Source organism: Arthrobacter sp. alpha11c, from assembly GCF_054149985.1.
In genome coordinates this window covers 3,126,329-3,141,052 of the sequence record NZ_CP196747.1, presented here as the reverse complement: position 1 = coordinate 3,141,052, position 14,724 = coordinate 3,126,329, and the positions used below count along the sequence as shown (strand labels likewise).

13 protein-coding genes are annotated in these 14,724 nt (G+C 62.5%); 2 read left to right on the top strand and 11 right to left on the bottom strand.

The features are described 5' to 3' along the window. The first annotated feature begins 41 nt into the window (after window positions 1–41). Window positions 42–338: a DUF4190 domain-containing protein gene (locus ACTAQJ_RS14310; RefSeq protein ID WP_498697042.1), complete on the top strand. Its 297-nt coding sequence runs from the start codon at window positions 42–44 to the stop codon at window positions 336–338. Window positions 339–534: 196 nt separating this feature from the next. Here the strand turns inward: ACTAQJ_RS14310 and ACTAQJ_RS14305 are convergent, their stop codons facing one another. The 4 genes from ACTAQJ_RS14305 to ACTAQJ_RS14290 all read right to left on the bottom strand — a co-directional run bounded on the left by ACTAQJ_RS14305 (window position 535) and on the right by ACTAQJ_RS14290 (window position 4,849). Next, window positions 535–1,230, bottom strand: a complete 696-nt coding sequence (locus ACTAQJ_RS14305; RefSeq protein ID WP_498697040.1) for a TenA family protein — start codon at window positions 1,228–1,230, stop codon at window positions 535–537. A 340-nt stretch (window positions 1,231–1,570) separates the two neighbouring features. Next, window positions 1,571–2,539 carry a hypothetical protein gene (locus tag ACTAQJ_RS14300; RefSeq protein WP_498697038.1) on the bottom strand — a complete coding sequence of 323 codons (969 nt, stop codon included), beginning with the start codon at window positions 2,537–2,539 and terminating at the stop codon, window positions 1,571–1,573. Window positions 2,540–2,596: 57 nt separating this feature from the next. After that, window positions 2,597–3,106, bottom strand: a complete 510-nt coding sequence (locus ACTAQJ_RS14295) for a MarR family winged helix-turn-helix transcriptional regulator (RefSeq protein WP_223947755.1) — start codon at window positions 3,104–3,106, stop codon at window positions 2,597–2,599. Between the two features lie 24 nt (window positions 3,107–3,130). Further along, window positions 3,131–4,849, bottom strand: a complete 1,719-nt coding sequence (locus ACTAQJ_RS14290; protein ID WP_498697037.1) for an AMP-binding protein — start codon at window positions 4,847–4,849, stop codon at window positions 3,131–3,133. Window positions 4,850–4,985: 136 nt separating this feature from the next. Between ACTAQJ_RS14290 and ACTAQJ_RS14285 the strand changes: the two genes are divergently transcribed. After that, complete coding sequence (locus ACTAQJ_RS14285; protein WP_498697034.1) at window positions 4,986–6,206, top strand: acyl-CoA dehydrogenase family protein; 1,221 nt, start codon at window positions 4,986–4,988, stop codon at window positions 6,204–6,206. Window positions 6,207–6,273: 67 nt separating this feature from the next. Here ACTAQJ_RS14285 and ACTAQJ_RS14280 read toward each other — a convergent pair whose 3' ends face one another. From ACTAQJ_RS14280 to ACTAQJ_RS14250, 7 genes are all read right to left on the bottom strand, one after another. After that, window positions 6,274–7,911, bottom strand: a complete 1,638-nt coding sequence (locus ACTAQJ_RS14280) for an APC family permease (RefSeq protein ID WP_498697032.1) — start codon at window positions 7,909–7,911, stop codon at window positions 6,274–6,276. Between the two features lie 402 nt (window positions 7,912–8,313). Further along, window positions 8,314–9,954, bottom strand: a complete 1,641-nt coding sequence (locus ACTAQJ_RS14275) for a GMC family oxidoreductase (protein ID WP_498697030.1) — start codon at window positions 9,952–9,954, stop codon at window positions 8,314–8,316. Next, window positions 9,955–11,466, bottom strand: coding sequence for an aldehyde dehydrogenase family protein (locus tag ACTAQJ_RS14270; protein ID WP_498697029.1), 1,512 nt, complete (start codon window positions 11,464–11,466; stop codon window positions 9,955–9,957). A gap of 171 nt (window positions 11,467–11,637) precedes the next feature. Then, on the bottom strand, window positions 11,638–11,901 hold the full coding sequence (locus ACTAQJ_RS14265) for an antibiotic biosynthesis monooxygenase family protein (RefSeq protein ID WP_498697027.1): 264 nt from the start codon (window positions 11,899–11,901) through the stop codon (window positions 11,638–11,640). A 133-nt stretch (window positions 11,902–12,034) separates the two neighbouring features. Continuing rightward, window positions 12,035–12,778, bottom strand: a complete 744-nt coding sequence (locus ACTAQJ_RS14260; RefSeq protein ID WP_431117828.1) for an SDR family oxidoreductase — start codon at window positions 12,776–12,778, stop codon at window positions 12,035–12,037. Window positions 12,779–12,885: 107 nt separating this feature from the next. Next, complete coding sequence (locus ACTAQJ_RS14255; protein WP_431117829.1) at window positions 12,886–13,629, bottom strand: SDR family oxidoreductase; 744 nt, start codon at window positions 13,627–13,629, stop codon at window positions 12,886–12,888. Window positions 13,630–13,718: 89 nt separating this feature from the next. After that, entirely contained in the window at window positions 13,719–14,615 is an 897-nt protein-coding gene (locus ACTAQJ_RS14250) for an RNA polymerase sigma-70 factor (protein WP_498697024.1), read from the bottom strand. Window positions 14,616–14,724: the final 109 nt, after the last annotated feature.

Genomic DNA, 14,724 nt, shown 5'->3' with positions numbered 1-14,724 from the left:
ACGAGGATAGACTCGTTGGCACCGACAAATGGGGAGAGAACATGTCAATGGAGATCGTTCAAACCGGCCAAACGGAAGCATCCGTCCAACCGATCAACCGCCAGGCGATCGTGGCGGCAGCGATGGCAGTGCTGGCCCTCGTTGGTCTGTTCTTCTCGGGGATGGCCGTGATCGCAATCTTCGTTGTGGGCGCAGGTCATGTGGCCCTCAACCAGATCCAGCAACGTGGAGAACGTGGACGTCCCTTCGCGATTGGTGCCCTGGTTGTCGGCTATGGCATCGGCCTGCTGTCCTTGGCCTCAGCCCTCATCTTCGCCTTCACTTCCGCTATTCACTAACGCTTTCTCCGTCACAACCCGGTAGTTGCCCCCTCTTAAAGAAGGGATAGCCAGGCAACGATGTGGGGACATGATGACGGCTCGGTTCTGCGATAACGATGACTGCTTGGATGAGTGGCACTGGACACAGCTCGGGGAGTTTCCTGAGCCATGCCCGGAGCAGGCCGAGGCGGAGCCCCTTACTCCGGATCTACCCCTAAGCCAGGACGTCTGACGGGGCGATGTCTGACGGGGCGATGTCTGACGGGACCAGGGCCGCATCGAAGAACGCGCGTTCCAACCGGACGGCTTCGGCGAACGTTTTCGCGACTCGGCTGCGGTCTTCCGGGGATACAGGTTCGACGGCGTTGAACTCGTCGCGTAGCCAGGTCACCCAGGCGTTGTACTCGGGATTGTTGTGCAGGCGGATCCACTCCGAATGTTTCGGTGCGGCTGGCCATGAGGCAGGATCCGCGGCTCGCGCGGCCCAGTCCCCGTACAGCCATTCGGCAACAAGGAGGACGGCCAGGACGTCCGGGTAGGAGCGGGTAGCCAAGGCGCTACGCATGAGGGCGTCGAAGTCGCGGGTCGCGATTCCAAGTGCGGGTGCGCTCCGGTCAGCCTCCGGAACGTCCAGTTCGTTGAAACAATCCTGGAAGTACGTGTTCTCGTCCGAGGCGAATGCGCCCAGTACCCGCGCGAACACCAACCGGGAAGGCAGCGATGGAGCTGAAGCCACTGCTTGTCCGAGGAGTGCCGTGAAGGCGTCGCAGAACTGGTAATCCTGCACAAGGTAGCGCCGCAGGTCTTCATCGGAAAGGCTCCCGCTGAGCAACTGGTCCACGAATGGATGATTGACGGCGGCGTCCCAATCGTTGATGCACTCGTGCTTGAGTTCTTCGGCAAAGCCCACGTGTTTCCTCCTGAAGTGTCAGCAACGCACCCTAGCAGCCGGTGGCGACTTCGGACAGTACGACGCCGGCCGGGCAGTCAGACTGACTATCCGGCCGGCGTCGTTATTCCTTGGGCTATGTGGCCCGTTCAGCAGAGTCTTCCGCTCCTTTCCGCGCGCATCGGGTCCGGCCAGTTGCCGACGAAGTCGGGCCAAAAGCCGATGTCTCGGCTGGCGGATGCCTTTGCGTGGGTGCGGACGGGGACCTGGATCTTGCGAAGCATGAGTGCCTCCTGACTGATGAACATGCCTGCGGCGGTTGTCGCAGGTGGTGGTGCCTGCCAAAGCAGGAGCCACCGCATCAGTCAGGTCGGGACCCTGGATCGTACGAAGGTTGTGGTGCTGCGCTTCGCTGCGGGTCCACGACAGGTCCAGCTCGAGGCGGCGGCAACGGTGAGAGGACGTCCGGAATGTCCGACGCCCCGGGGGCGGCGGCGCTTGAGCCCCGGGCTCCTGATGAGCCCGCAGCACTTGGCGTCAAGGCTGGATGAAGCGGTGGTTCCGGAACGGGATTCACGGGACCGGGCATCACGGCGGGCGGAATGCCCACTGGATCATGCATGGACAACGGCAGTGGGAGGCTGATGCCTCCGAGCAGAGGTGCTCCGGCTTGCGTGGATTGGAGTACGACGGCGAGGGGCAGCGTGGGAGCGCCTGTCGGCGGGGTGGTGGCTTCCCGAAGGGTCGGCACCGCAGGTGGGGCGACGTCGAGCGGGGTTGGTAGCTGGTTGGGCGACTGATTCGGCAGCGGGTCCGGTAGGGGGCCGGGAAGCGGAGGGGCGGTCAGCCCGGGCAACTCCGGCACGTCGGGCAAGCCCGGAATTGCGGGCACTGGCAGTATGTCAGGTACTTCGGGCAGGAGGCCCGGGACATCCTCCACTGGAAGTAGCCCCTGTACCTCAGGCACCACGACGTCCAGGGGAGCTTCCGGGACTGTCACCGACGGAAGAGCGGGAACTGCGGGAACAGTTGGCACGGCGGGAACAGTTGGCACGGCGGGAACCGCCGGAACCTCCGGCAGCGGATCCAGAGCGGAAACCACTGAGTCCACAGTGTCAGCCACAGGCGTGAGGGACGGCGTGAGGGAAGTCTCCGAACTCTGCGTGAGCGCCGTTGTACCGCCAGGAAGCGGAAGAATGTCCGTCGCTGCCAAGGAAGGCCCGGCCAGCCATATCATCCACGAGGTTGACCCCAGCACGGCCAAGAGGAAAGGGCGCAGAAGTACGCTGCGGCGTTGTCCTCTTAGGCGTTGTCCCGGGTCCTTGGCCATGGCTCCACCCCCAACTGCGGCAATGGAACTTTAGGATACGCTCGCGAGCGCCGTGAGTCACTCCTCCGTGAAATCTCCGGCATCCCTGCGGAAGGTGCCCAGGACGCGGATGAGGTGATCGACGTCGTCGGCTCCGAAGCCCGAGTTGCCGAAGACCTCGGAGTTAAGAGCCGCCGTCGCCTTCTTCGCCAGGGTGCGGCCTTCGGCGGTGAGTTCGATCAGGGTGGTCCGTCCGTCGGTTGGGTGCGGGGAACGGGCCACCAGGCCGGCCTTTTCCAGACGGTCGACGGCGTTGGTCACCGAGGTGGGATGCACCTGCAGGAGCGCGCTCGCCTTATTCATGGGGAGCGCGCCGCTGCGGGCGAAACTGAGCAGGGCGAGAAGTTCGTAGCGTGCGAAGGTCAGCCCGAACGGTTTGAGGACCGTCTCGATGCGCGCCAGCAGGATCTGCTGGGTGCGCATGATCGCGGTGATGGCAGCCATGGGCGCGGCAACATCGCCCCAACCATGCCGTTCCCAGTTGCGTTGGGCGTCGGCGATGGGGTCGCGGGGGAGTGGGGTGCCCATGGGCCTCCTTCTTTGCTCGGGTGGCTAGTCTTTCAGATTCGGGAACTCTTCCTCGGTGTACTCCAGGCCGAGACCTGCCGGCAGCGGTCCACTACCGTGCCGCGCCACTTCTGTGCCGCGTAGTTCCACGCGCCTGATCTTGCCTGAAATGGTCTTGGGCAGTTCGCCGAATTCGAGTCGCCGGATGCGCTTGAAGGGCGCCAAGTGCTCGCGGCAGTATCGCAGGATGTCCTCGGCGACGGCGGGTCCGGGTTCGTAGCCGGCGGCGAGCACCACAAACGCTTTCGGCACCGACAGCTTCACGGGATCAGGTGAAGGTACGACGGCGGCCTCCGCCACTGCGGGGTGTTCGATCAGTACGCTTTCGAGTTCGAAGGGCGACAAACGGTAGTCGGAGGATTTGAAGACGTCGTCGTCCCGGCCCACATACGTGATGACGCCGTCGGCGTCCCTGCTGGCCATGTCGCCGGTGTGGTAGTAACCGTCGCGGAAGGCTTCTGCTGTTTTCGCTTCGTCGCCGAAGTAGCTCTTCATGAGCCCCACGGGGCGAGGGTCCAAGCGCAGGCAGAGTTCGCCGTCGTCGGATTCCTTGCCGGTGAGTGGATCGACCAGGACGACGTCGTACCCGGGCAGCGGCCGACCCATGGAACCGATCTTGACCGGTTGTGCGGGCGTGTTCGCGATCTGGACTGTGGATTCGGTCTGGCCGAAACCATCGCGGATGGTGACGCCCCACGCTTCCTCCACCTGGCCGATGACCTCCGCGTTAAGCGGTTCGCCGGCAGAGACCACCTTGTGTGGCGGCGAGGTCAACTGCGTGAGGTCAGCCTGGATGAGCATGCGCCAGACGGTGGGCGGCGCACAGAAACTTGTGACTCCTTCGCGGCCCATTTGGTCCATGAGGGCCGCCGCATTGAAGCGTTCGTAGTTGTAGATGAAGACGCAGGCCTCGGCGATCCAGGGCGTGAAGACGTTGGACCAGGCGTGCTTGGCCCAACCGGGGGAGGCGACGTTGAGGTGCACGTCGCCGGGTTCAAGGCCGATCCAGTACATCGTGGAGAGGTGGCCCACGGGGTAGGAGGTGTGGGTGTGCTCCACCAGCTTGGCGCGCGACGTGGTGCCGGACGTGAAGTACAGCAGCATCGTCTCGTCGGCTTTGGTGGGGGCATCGGGCGTGAACTCCTGCGGTGCAGAGAAGGAATCTCCGTACTGTTTGGCTTCCGCGTTGGTGCGTTCCCCGCCGATCTCGATCAGCGTGTAGTCGCCCTCCACGGCGATGAACTTCCCGATGTTGGCGCTACCCACGGCCACCCAGTTGGCACCGCCCCGTTCTACCCGGTCTTGAAGATCCCGGGCGCCCATGAGGGTGGTGGTGGGGATCATGACGATGCCCAGCTTGATGCCGGCAAGCATGAGCTCCCAGAGCTCCACTTGGTTGCCGAGCATGATGATCATGTGGTCCCCACGCTTGACGCCCTCGCTGCGCAGCCAGTTGGCGAGTTGGGAGGACCGCTGCGAAAGGTCCGCAAACGTGCGCCGGGTGGAACTGCCGTCCTGCTCAACGATGACCAGTGCCGGCTTGTTTCCCCGTTCCGGATCCGCAGCGATCTGGTCGAACCAGTCCAGGGCGAAGTTGAACTCGTCAAAACGTGGCCATTCGAATTCCGCGTGCGCCTGCTTGTAGTCCTCGCGCAGTTCCAGCAGCCGGTCACGGGCCGCACGGAAGTCTTCTGTGACTGTCATAGTCCGCCTTTCGCTGGGGATTACTGTCTCGGCGCCATCGCCGGAGCATCCCGCCTAGTGGTCCACATCACCTTGCAATATACTAGGACATCCAAGGGTTTGGAAGAGCCTGCGTTGGACATGACGAAGGGGTCAAATGCTCGACGAAAAAGCAGCTGCCGGCACCGTTACCAGCGGCGAAGCGATACAGAAAGTCCTCCCTCCTTATCCGGAGGCGGACCTGATGCATGTAGTTGACCTGCTTCCTGCGGGGGAGCGTGCGCGGTACGCGGAGGTACGGGAGTTCCTCCAAACGCGGATCCGCGCTGCCAGCATCGAATACTGGAACCGCGAAGAGTTCCCGTTCGGGCTCTTGGCCGAGATGGCCAAATATGGGCTCGGCGGGCTGCAGACCGACGGCTCATCCAAGCTGTTCAAGGGCCTCATGTACACGGAGATCGCCCGGGCAGACGTGTCGCTTTCCGCACTCGTGGGCATTCACAACGAACTCATCGTCGGCATGATCCATGAACTCGGCTCTCCCGAACAGAAGCGGAAGTGGCTGCCGGGGCTGGAGGCCTTCACCCAGTTGGGCGCCTTCGCTCTCACGGAACCGGAGCACGGCTCGGACATCGCCGGAGGACTCTCGACGACGGCGCGGCGCGACGGCGGTGAATGGGTCATCAACGGTGCCAAGCGTTGGATCGGGGCCGGCACGATCGCCGACTTCGCCTTGGTGTGGGCCCGTGATGTGTCTGATCACCAGATCAAGGGCTTCATTGTGGAGACGGACCGGGCAGGTTACTCGGCCACCAAGATCACCAACAAGATCGGCCTCCGCATCATGCAGAATGCGGACATCACGCTGGACGACGTCCGGATTCCTGTGGAAAACATGCTGCCCGGCGCCACGGCGTTCTCGCGGGCCAATGACCTGCTGCGGGATTCGCGGGCCTGGGTTGGTTGGCAAGCTGCAGGCATCCAGCTTGCGGCCTTCGATATCGCCCGCTCCTACGCGCTGGAACGCAAGCAGTTCGGCAAGGAATTGGCCAGGTTCCAGCTCATCCAGCAGCAACTTGCGGACATCCTGGGCAATGCCAATGCCTCGCTGTCCTTGATGGTGGAACTCGCACGCATCCAGCAGGCCGGGAAGCTGGAAATGGTGCAGGCCGCGATGTGCAAGGCCACCACAACGCGCTTGGCGCGCTCGTCCGTGGCTATGGGCCGCTCGCTGATGGGCGGAAACGGCATCACCACGGATTACGAGATGGGCAAGCTCTTTGGCGACGCCGAAATCCTGTACACCTACGAAGGCAGCTACGAGATCAACTCCATGATCGTGGCCAGGGCGGTAACGGGTAAGTCGGCGTTCGTCTAAGACGACAAAGAGGGCATCTCTTCGCCGGTGGAACGCTGGCGAAGAGATGCCCTCTTGTTGGAAACTGCTATGAACTTTGGGTTAGGACCTGGACGGGCTCCGGGGAGGCAGGCTCCGTGGGTGCTGGCTCCGGCGATGCCGGCTCCGGGGAGGCTGGTTCTGGGGAGGGGGCCGCGGCTGCGTGCTCGGCCAGGACTCCCGTCCGGTGCCTGATGCGGAGGCGGTAGAGGAGCGTTCCACCGATGATCACGGCAGCAACGAACATGACGCCGCCCCACTGCAAGTACCACTCGAACGGCGGTACCGAGTTGTAAATCTCCGGCCGCGGCCAGATCAGGTTCAGCGTCATCGCGCCGCCCCAGAGCACTGCCAGGATGTTCACTGGCAGTCCCCATTTGCCGAGGCTGAATCCCGGTTCTGACCCGTCGTCCTTCAGTGGCCATTTCTTGAGGAACCGGCGCCGCAGCATCGGCACCGTGACCAGCAGGTAGGAGAGGTAGATCAGGACGATGCTGATGCTGGAGAGGATGGTGAAGATGGCTGGCTGGGAGATGTTGACGATCAAAGGAATCACAGCAACTACACCGATAACGATGGCAGCCACTGTCGGGGTTTTGCGGGTGGGGTGCACTTTGCTGAGCTGGCGGCTGAAGGGAAGGTTGTTGTCCCTGGCCATGGCGAACATCATCCTGATAGCTGCTGCGTGTACGGCCAGCGTGCAGACCACGACGGCAACGACGATGCAAACCAGGAAGGCCTTGCCGAAGGGGCCGCCCAGCACCGAAAGCACGATGTACTGGAGTCCGCCATCGGCAGCTCCGAGCTTGGGGTCAGACAGGTCGGGTGCGGCCAGGATGCCGCCCAGGAGGAGCAGTCCTCCCAAGAGGAAGGACGCCGTAACGGCACGCAGAATGGCCTTGGGGGCCGTGCGCTTGGGGTCCTTGGTTTCTTCGCCCAGGGAACTGGCGGTGTCGAACCCGTACATGACGTAGCCGGAGGCCATGGCGGCAATCATGAACACCCCGAAGAAGCCGAGGGGATGTCCTTCCCCGAATCCGGCAGTATCCAGGAGGACTTCCGGTCCGCGGACGGAATGCCATATCAGCGCCGCGATCAGCAGGACGGCCGCAACCAGTTCCACGAACACACCCACGCTGTTGATCATGGTCATGAGTTTCACGCCGAAAGCGTTGATGAGCGTGGAAATGCCGATCATGATGCTGGCAAGGATGACGCCGTTGACGGCGAAGTCGTAAGGGCCTGTTCCATCGCCCACCAGTTGGAAGCCGCTCCAGATCTGCGGCAGGGTGATTTGAAGGGCCAAGGCAACGGATCCCAGAGCCATGATCGAGGAAAGCAGGAGCAACCAGCCCGCCAGCCAGGCCCACGTTCCGCTTGAGAGCCGTTTGGCCCAGTTGTAGACAGATCCAGCCACCGGGTAGCGGCCGGCCAGTTCGGCAAAGCACAGGGCCACCATCAGCTGGCCGACGAAGACGATGGGCCATGACCACGCGTAGGCGGGTCCGGCCGTGGAAAAGCCGAAGTAAAAGAGTTGAAAAACGCCGGTGAGGATGGAGATGTAACTGACGCCGGCGGCGAAGCTGGCGAACTTGCCGATGCTGCGGTCAAGGGTTTGTGCGTAGCCAAACTCGTCCATGCCGCTTGCATCGCTCTTGCGGGGTCCTAATTTGCTGGGTTCTGACATTCGAACTCCTAACTCAGACGTGCACCGAATGGTGATGACCTGCGGCCGCCATTGGTCGCAGTCGAAATCAAAGGGCCGGGCACCACTGTGTGCCTGACGGCTGTTTCCCCCATTGTTGTAACGGGGCTGGCTGGGCCTTCGATGTTCTCGAAGTCCAGGCCATGCCCGCCAAGCCGCAACCGTATAGGTGTGGCGTGGGTCATAAGAAGAGGCTAGTTCAGATTGAACAGGCGTTCAAGACTTGTTTATGAACAAATGTTCAAGAATAATGCAGGCGCCCTTTCCAGGCACTAGCGCTCGCGGGCATTGAAATGTGGGCACTGAAACGCCGGTGGGGGCGCTGGGTGCACCCTCCACCAGTAGAGTTTTCAGTGGCAATCATCTGCTCAGGCGTTCCTCTGGTCAGGCGGGCGTCAAGCTGAAGTCCGCCTCCGCCGTCGTGGTTTCATCCGTCCGGCTGGCCCTGATGAGGTCCGCGCACCGCTCGCCAATCATCATGACGGTGATGTTGGGGTTCACGGTGACGTGTTCCGGCATGACGGAGGCATCGGCAACGCGCAGGCCTGTAACGCCCTTGACCCGCAACTCGGGATCCAGCGGTGACATGTCATCGTCCACGGGACCCATCCGGACGGTGCCGACGGGGTGGTAGACCGTGTTGTGCGTTTTGCGGATGTAATCCTGCAGTTCCTCGTCCGTCTGTGCCTCGATACCAGGGGAGAGCTCCCGACCGGCCCATTCAGCCATGGCGGGCTGCGCGGCGATTTCCCGGGCCTTGCGGATGCCGGCCACCATAACGCGCATGTCGTGGCCCTCCGGATCCGTGAAGTAGCGGGGGTCGACCATGGGCTTGTCGCGGAAGTCCCGGCTGCGCAGGCGGACTGTCCCGCGGGAACGGGCATGGGTGACGTTCGGCGTGAGGCTGAAGCCATTCTCCGTGGTGGGGTAGCCGTACCGAAGGGTGTTCATGTCGAACGGGACAGAGCCGTAGTGCATCATCAGGTCGGGGCGATCCAGACCCTCTTCGGTGGGGGTGAAGATACCAATCTCCCACCACTGGGTGGAGGTCTGGACCATCGGCTGCTTGGCCTCGAACTGCACCACGCCTTCCGGGTGGTCCTGCAGGTGCTCGCCGACGCCGGGGGAGTCGACCACCACGTCGATGCCGTGCGCGGCCAGATGCGCGGCCGGGCCGATGCCGGAGAGCATGAGGAGCTTGGGGGAGTCGATGGCGCCGGTGGACAGGATGACCTCGCGATGCGCTGTGAGCCGGTGGGTCCGGCCGAAGGCCGAGTCAACGACGTCGACGCCGGTGCAGCGCTTGTCTGCGTCAAACACCAGTTGGCGGGCACGCAGCCCGGTTAGCAGCGTGAAGTTTTCACGATCGATGATGGGGTGGATGTAGGAAACCGAGCTGGAGGAACGCGTCCCGTCCGAGCGGCGGTTGATCTGGAAAAAGTTGGCGCCGTTGACCACAGTGCTGCCGTCATTGAACTTTGCGCGGGGGATGCCGGTCTGCTCGCAGGCGTCAAGGAGCGCGACGCCGGTGGGATCCGTCGGGGGCACGTTCATCAGGTGCACGGGTCCCGAGTCGCCATGGTGGGGAGCATCCGGGCCCGCGTCCTCATTGGTTTCCAGCCGCTGATACAAGGGCCAGGCGGCAGCAGCATTCCAGCCGGTGGCGCCGTACTTTGACTCCCACTCGTCCAGGTCTTCACGAGGAGCCCAGAATGCGATGCAGGAGTTGTGGCTGGAGCAGCCGCCCATGACTTTGGCGCGGGCGTGGCGCATGAAGGAGTTGCCGTTCTCCTGCGGTTCCACCGGGTAGTCCCAGTCGTAGCCCGACTCCAGCAGTTCCATCCACCGGTCAAGCTGCAGGATCTCGGGGAGGCCGCGGTCATCCGGACCAGCTTCAACCAGCGCCACGGTAACGGAAGGATCCTCGCTCAGTCGGGCGGCTACAGCGGCTCCGGCAGAGCCGCCGCCGATGACGACGTAGTCGAACCCTCGGTCATTGAGGTTCTCGATGTTGTCGGTGTGCATCTATTTCTCCTTGCTGCGGTCAGCGAACCAGCCGGTTACCTGCGGGTTGGTGTTCTGGTAGATGTGCTTGGCTTCCTGGTATTCAGCGAGTCCGGTGGGACCGAGCTCGCGGCCGACGCCGGACTGGCCGAAGCCGCCCCATTCGGCCTGTGGAAGGTAGGGGTGGTAGTCGTTGATCCAAACGGTGCCGTGCCGCAGCCGGCCTGCTACCCGCTGCGCCTTGCCTGCATCCTGGGTCCAGACGGCGCCGGCCAGCCCGTAGATGGTGTCGTTCGCGGTGGCTACGGCTTCGTCTTCAGTGCGGAAGGTTTCCACCGTTACAACCGGGCCGAAGGCTTCGTCGATGACAACGGACATTCCCCGTTGGACGCGGTCCAGAATGGTCGGCTGGTAGTAATAGCCGGCGTCGTACTTCTCCCCTTCAGGGGCCGCGCCGCCACAACGCAACCGCGCACCTTCCGCCACGCCACGCTGGACGTAGGCATCCACCTTCTCGCGGTGGGCCGCGGAAATCAGCGGTCCGGTTTCGGCGGACTCATCGAACGGGCCGCCGAGGCGGATGTCCTGTGCCCTGCGGACCAGCTCGTCGACGAAGCGCTCGGCGATGGATTCCTCCACCACCAGCCGCGCCCCAGCGGAGCAGACCTGGCCTGAGTGCACAAACGCGCCGTTCAACGCATTGTCGACGGCGGCGTCGAAGTCAGCGTCAGCAAACACGACGTTGGGGTTCTTGCCGCCGAGCTCCAGCGCCACCTTTTTAACCGTGCCGGATGCAGCCGCGGCAATACGCTTGCCGGTTTCCAGGCCGCCCGTAAAGGAGACCAGGTCAATGTCAGGGTGCTCCGAAAGGGGTGCGCCCGCTTGGGCGCCAGGGCCTGTCACGAGGTTGGCGACGCCGTCCGGCAGCCCAAGGTCCTTGAGTAACTGCATGGCAAGGATTGCCGTGGACGGGGTCAGCTCGGCGGGCTTGAGGACGAAGGTGCAGCCAGCGGCCAGGGCGGGAGCGATCTTCCATGCGGCCTGCAGCAGCGGGTAGTTCCACGGCGTGATCAAGCCGCAGACGCCAACGGGTTCGTAGACGATTTTGCTGGCGACGGCGTTGTCCCCGGCATCGACTACCCGGCCCGCCGACTGTCCGGTGAGCCTTCCGAAGTATTCGAAGCAGGCAGCGATGTCGTCGATGTCGATGCGGCTTTCGATGATTCTCTTGCCGGTGTCCAGCGATTCGGCACGGGCGAACTTCTCCCGGCGTTCGCGCAGTTCAGCGGCGACCTTCAGCAGGAACGCGCCGCGTCCGGGTGCGGGGACTGAAGACCAGACGCCGGAGTCAAAGGCTGCACGAGCGGCAGAAATGGCGCGCTCGGCGTCTTCGCGGCCAGCCTCGGACACCGTGGCGACCAGTTCGCCGTCGGCCGGGTTGTGGATTTGACGGACCGCACCGGACGCAGCCGGCTCCCACGAGCCGTTGATGAAAAGAGTGGATGCGGAATCGGAGAATGTGGCTTGGGTCATACTTTGCAGATTAGTGCATCTTGAACATCTGTTCAAGAGTCAGTATGAACAAATGTTCAAGATTGCGGGATGCGCGTTCCGGGGTGACCAGGCACTGCCACTGCCCTTCCGGGGCGGACAACAACGGCGCCCCTACCGTTGCCGGAAGGGCGCCGTCGTCGTCCGAAGGGGCTATTCGTAGAATTCGATGCGTGGCTCTCCGATCACGCCACCGCGTTTCATGGCTTCCTGGAGTTCGGGATTGGCGAAGAAGGCCTGGGCCTTCTCTACTGAGTCAAAATAATGCAGCACGAGCACGGTGTCGGGGTCGTCCGCCTTCCGGTGGAATGATTCCTGAGTAATGCCGCCCGCGGCCTGAAGATCGGCAACGCTTTTATAGACGTCATGCCATGCACCAAAATCAGCCACTTTGTGGGTAACAACGGACAGTGCCATGGACTTCTCCTTAAGGTGGTGTAGCTCAAAAACCCGGGGCGGCGGGGGCCGGCGTCCCGCGTCAGGCTCTGCGAGCCATTCGCAACGCTAGACCGGCCCAAATACTCGGTCAATAGACCCGCACACTGTCCGGCTACTGCTGGTTCAACCACTCCTCAAAGCGGGTGTTATAAATGGTCGCTTCGCTGCCGGGAAGCAGCTCGCCATCCTGGAGCATGGCATTGAAGTAGCGCGCGCTAGGGTCAGTGACAACCTCGCGGGGGTCGCCACGGAAGCTGAGGCCCTTGCGGATGAGCTCATCGAGGCCGAACTGCTCGGGACCCGCGACCTCAACGGTGGCGTTTCGTGGACTTCCGACTGCCGTACGGGCAACAGCGGTGGCCACGTCCTCAGCGGCCATGGGCTGGATCCGGGCGGGTGACAGACGAACAGTGTTTCCGTCAGTCGCGGCCTGGGCGATGCTCTTGACGAACTCGAAAAACTGCGTCGCGTGAACAATCGAATACGGGACGCCGGATTCCTTGATGAGCTTCTCCTGAGCGATTTTCGCCCGGAAGTAGCCGCTCTCAAGCAGGCGCTCCGTGCCCACGACTGACAGCGCAACATGGTGCCCAACGCCGGCCTCCTTCTCCGCGGCGAGCTGGTTGCGGGTGGAGGTGGTAAAGAAATCGAGCACAGCCGCATCTTCAAACGAGGGCGAGTTCGACACATCGACTACAGTGTCGGCTCCCTGCAAGACATCCGCGAGGCCCTCGCCCGTGAGCGTGTTCACCCCCGAGTCAGGGGAAGCGGCAACTGCTTCGTGTCCATGTTCGCTGAGTTTGCTGACCAGTTTCGAGCCGATCAGGCCAGTGCCGCCGATAACTACGATCTTCATGATCTTTCCTTCCGATAAGTGGCGTGAAGGGATGCAGTGACATCCGTCCATCAGGTATGACCGGGTACCAACACAATCTGTGACAGCCTGAGTAAAGAAGGGCCGTGCTACGACGTCACGTTCAGCCATTCCTTGAGGGTGATGTCCCCGATGCGGGACTCACCCACGGGAACGATGCTTGTCTCTTCGATCGGTATGCCGAAGTAGCCGGCTTGGGTGTCAACAACCACTGGGCGGGGATCATTGTGGGCCTCGAGAACCCGCCCCACGAATTCATTAATTCCTGCGCGCTCAGGGCCTGCCATTTCCAGGACGCCGTCAATCGCTGGCGAGACCGCCGTCTCCGCCACAATGCGGGCAACGTCGGCAGCAGCCATCGGCTGCATCAGGTAATTTGTCGCATAGATCGACCCGTCGCGCATTCCTGCATTGGCGATGATCGGGATGAACTCGAAGAATTGAGTTGCCCGCAGAATCGTGTACGGCACTCCGCCTTCTCTAACAGCCTTCTCCTGCGCGGTTTTTCCGGCGAAGTAGCCGACGTCGATACGGTCGGTTCCAACGACAGACAGTGCCACATGATGCCGCACGCCGGCCCTTTTCCCGGCAGCGAGAAGATTGCGGGATGAAGTGGAGAAGAAGGGAACGACTACCTTCTCGTCGAAATCGGAAGTGTTCGTCAAGTCGACAACCACGTCCGCCCCCACCATCACCCCATCCAATCCATGGCCGGTCACGGAATCCACCCCAGTGGAAGGGGACGCCGCTTTAGCCTCATGGCCCTGACTGCTGAGGATCTCCACAACCTGCTTGCCGATCAGGCCAGTGCCGCCGATTACAACGATCTTCATGATGATCTTTCCCTCCGATATTGGCGTGGCGGAATGTAGTGCCATTCCGTCCACCAGCTATGACCGGGTACCGGATCAATCTGTGACAGTCAGCCGCCAACGCTCGTCACGCCGGAGAGTTTGTCTGGATTCATGGTCCACATCAGCCGATCAATACCATCGGCAGACGCAGTGAGGGTCACCACCGCAAACACCACCCCGTCCCGGGCCAGTCGTGCGGAGGGCCGGCCGTTGGCCATGAAAGCCTGGGTATCGACGCCAAGCCAGAAACGCGACGCGAACGCCTGATAGTACTTCGCGACCCGTTCCCGTCCGACAACAGGGAACTTCGAAGCCCGAACCTTCCCACCGCCGTCGGAGTAACTGACCACGTCAGCGGCGAACAGAGCCTCCAGCGCGGCCAGGTTCCCGGTTCGCGCAGCAGCCAGGAATGCCTCCAGCAGATTCCGCTGCTCACTCACGCTCACCTCAGCACGTTTCTCCTCGGCAAGGCGTTTACGCGCCCGGCTGACCAACTGGCGGGCATTCCCTTCTGTCTGTTGGATGACCTCAGCGATCTGCTCATACGGGTAGTCGAAAGCTTGCCGCAGCACGTACGCTGCCCGTTCGGTCGGCGACAACTTTTCCAGTATCAGCAACACGGCAAATTCGAGCGCTTCACCATGCAAAGCGCCCAATTCAGGGTCCGCGCTTGTGTCCACAGGCTCGGGCAGCCAGGGACCAACATACGTCTCACGACGGACACGTGCCGACTGCCCGACATTGATGGCAAGACGGGTGGCGGTAGTCGCGAGGAAGGCCGGCGCATGCCGAACCAGGCTGCGATCACATGTCTGCCATCGAACCCACGTCTCCTGGACGATGTCTTCCGCCTCGCTGACGCTTCCGAGCATGCGATAGGCGATCCCGAACAATCGAGGACGGACTTCAGCGAAAATTGTCGATGCCGTTTCCAATTCGGCCGCTGACCCCGTGTCGGCATCCATGCGCCCAATGTTACTGCTCGAAGGATTGGACGCTGGCCGCGAACGCCTGAGCCTGACTGGCCTACGAAGGCTGGCGATTCTGCCGGTAAATTGATATTCCAAATTCCTG

What these genes read in the sequence shown, in the direction of transcription:
- ACTAQJ_RS14280 (WP_498697032.1), bottom strand. Translation starts at nt 7,911, where the DNA reads ATGTCAGAACCCAGCAAATTAGGACCCCGCAAGAGCGATGCAAGCGGC.
- ACTAQJ_RS14290 (WP_498697037.1), bottom strand. Translation starts at nt 4,849, where the DNA reads ATGACAGTCACAGAAGACTTCCGTGCGGCCCGTGACCGGCTGCTGGAA.
- ACTAQJ_RS14310 (WP_498697042.1), top strand. Translation starts at nt 42, where the DNA reads ATGTCAATGGAGATCGTTCAAACCGGCCAAACGGAAGCATCCGTCCAA.
- ACTAQJ_RS14270 (WP_498697029.1), bottom strand. Translation starts at nt 11,466, where the DNA reads ATGACCCAAGCCACATTCTCCGATTCCGCATCCACTCTTTTCATCAAC.
- ACTAQJ_RS14265 (WP_498697027.1), bottom strand. Translation starts at nt 11,901, where the DNA reads ATGGCACTGTCCGTTGTTACCCACAAAGTGGCTGATTTTGGTGCATGG.
- ACTAQJ_RS14285 (WP_498697034.1), top strand. Translation starts at nt 4,986, where the DNA reads ATGCTCGACGAAAAAGCAGCTGCCGGCACCGTTACCAGCGGCGAAGCG.
- ACTAQJ_RS14260 (WP_431117828.1), bottom strand. Translation starts at nt 12,778, where the DNA reads ATGAAGATCGTAGTTATCGGCGGCACTGGCCTGATCGGCTCGAAACTG.
- ACTAQJ_RS14255 (WP_431117829.1), bottom strand. Translation starts at nt 13,629, where the DNA reads ATGAAGATCGTTGTAATCGGCGGCACTGGCCTGATCGGCAAGCAGGTT.
- ACTAQJ_RS14300 (WP_498697038.1), bottom strand. Translation starts at nt 2,539, where the DNA reads ATGGCCAAGGACCCGGGACAACGCCTAAGAGGACAACGCCGCAGCGTA.
- ACTAQJ_RS14295 (WP_223947755.1), bottom strand. Translation starts at nt 3,106, where the DNA reads ATGGGCACCCCACTCCCCCGCGACCCCATCGCCGACGCCCAACGCAAC.
- ACTAQJ_RS14275 (WP_498697030.1), bottom strand. Translation starts at nt 9,954, where the DNA reads ATGCACACCGACAACATCGAGAACCTCAATGACCGAGGGTTCGACTAC.
- ACTAQJ_RS14250 (WP_498697024.1), bottom strand. Translation starts at nt 14,615, where the DNA reads ATGGATGCCGACACGGGGTCAGCGGCCGAATTGGAAACGGCATCGACA.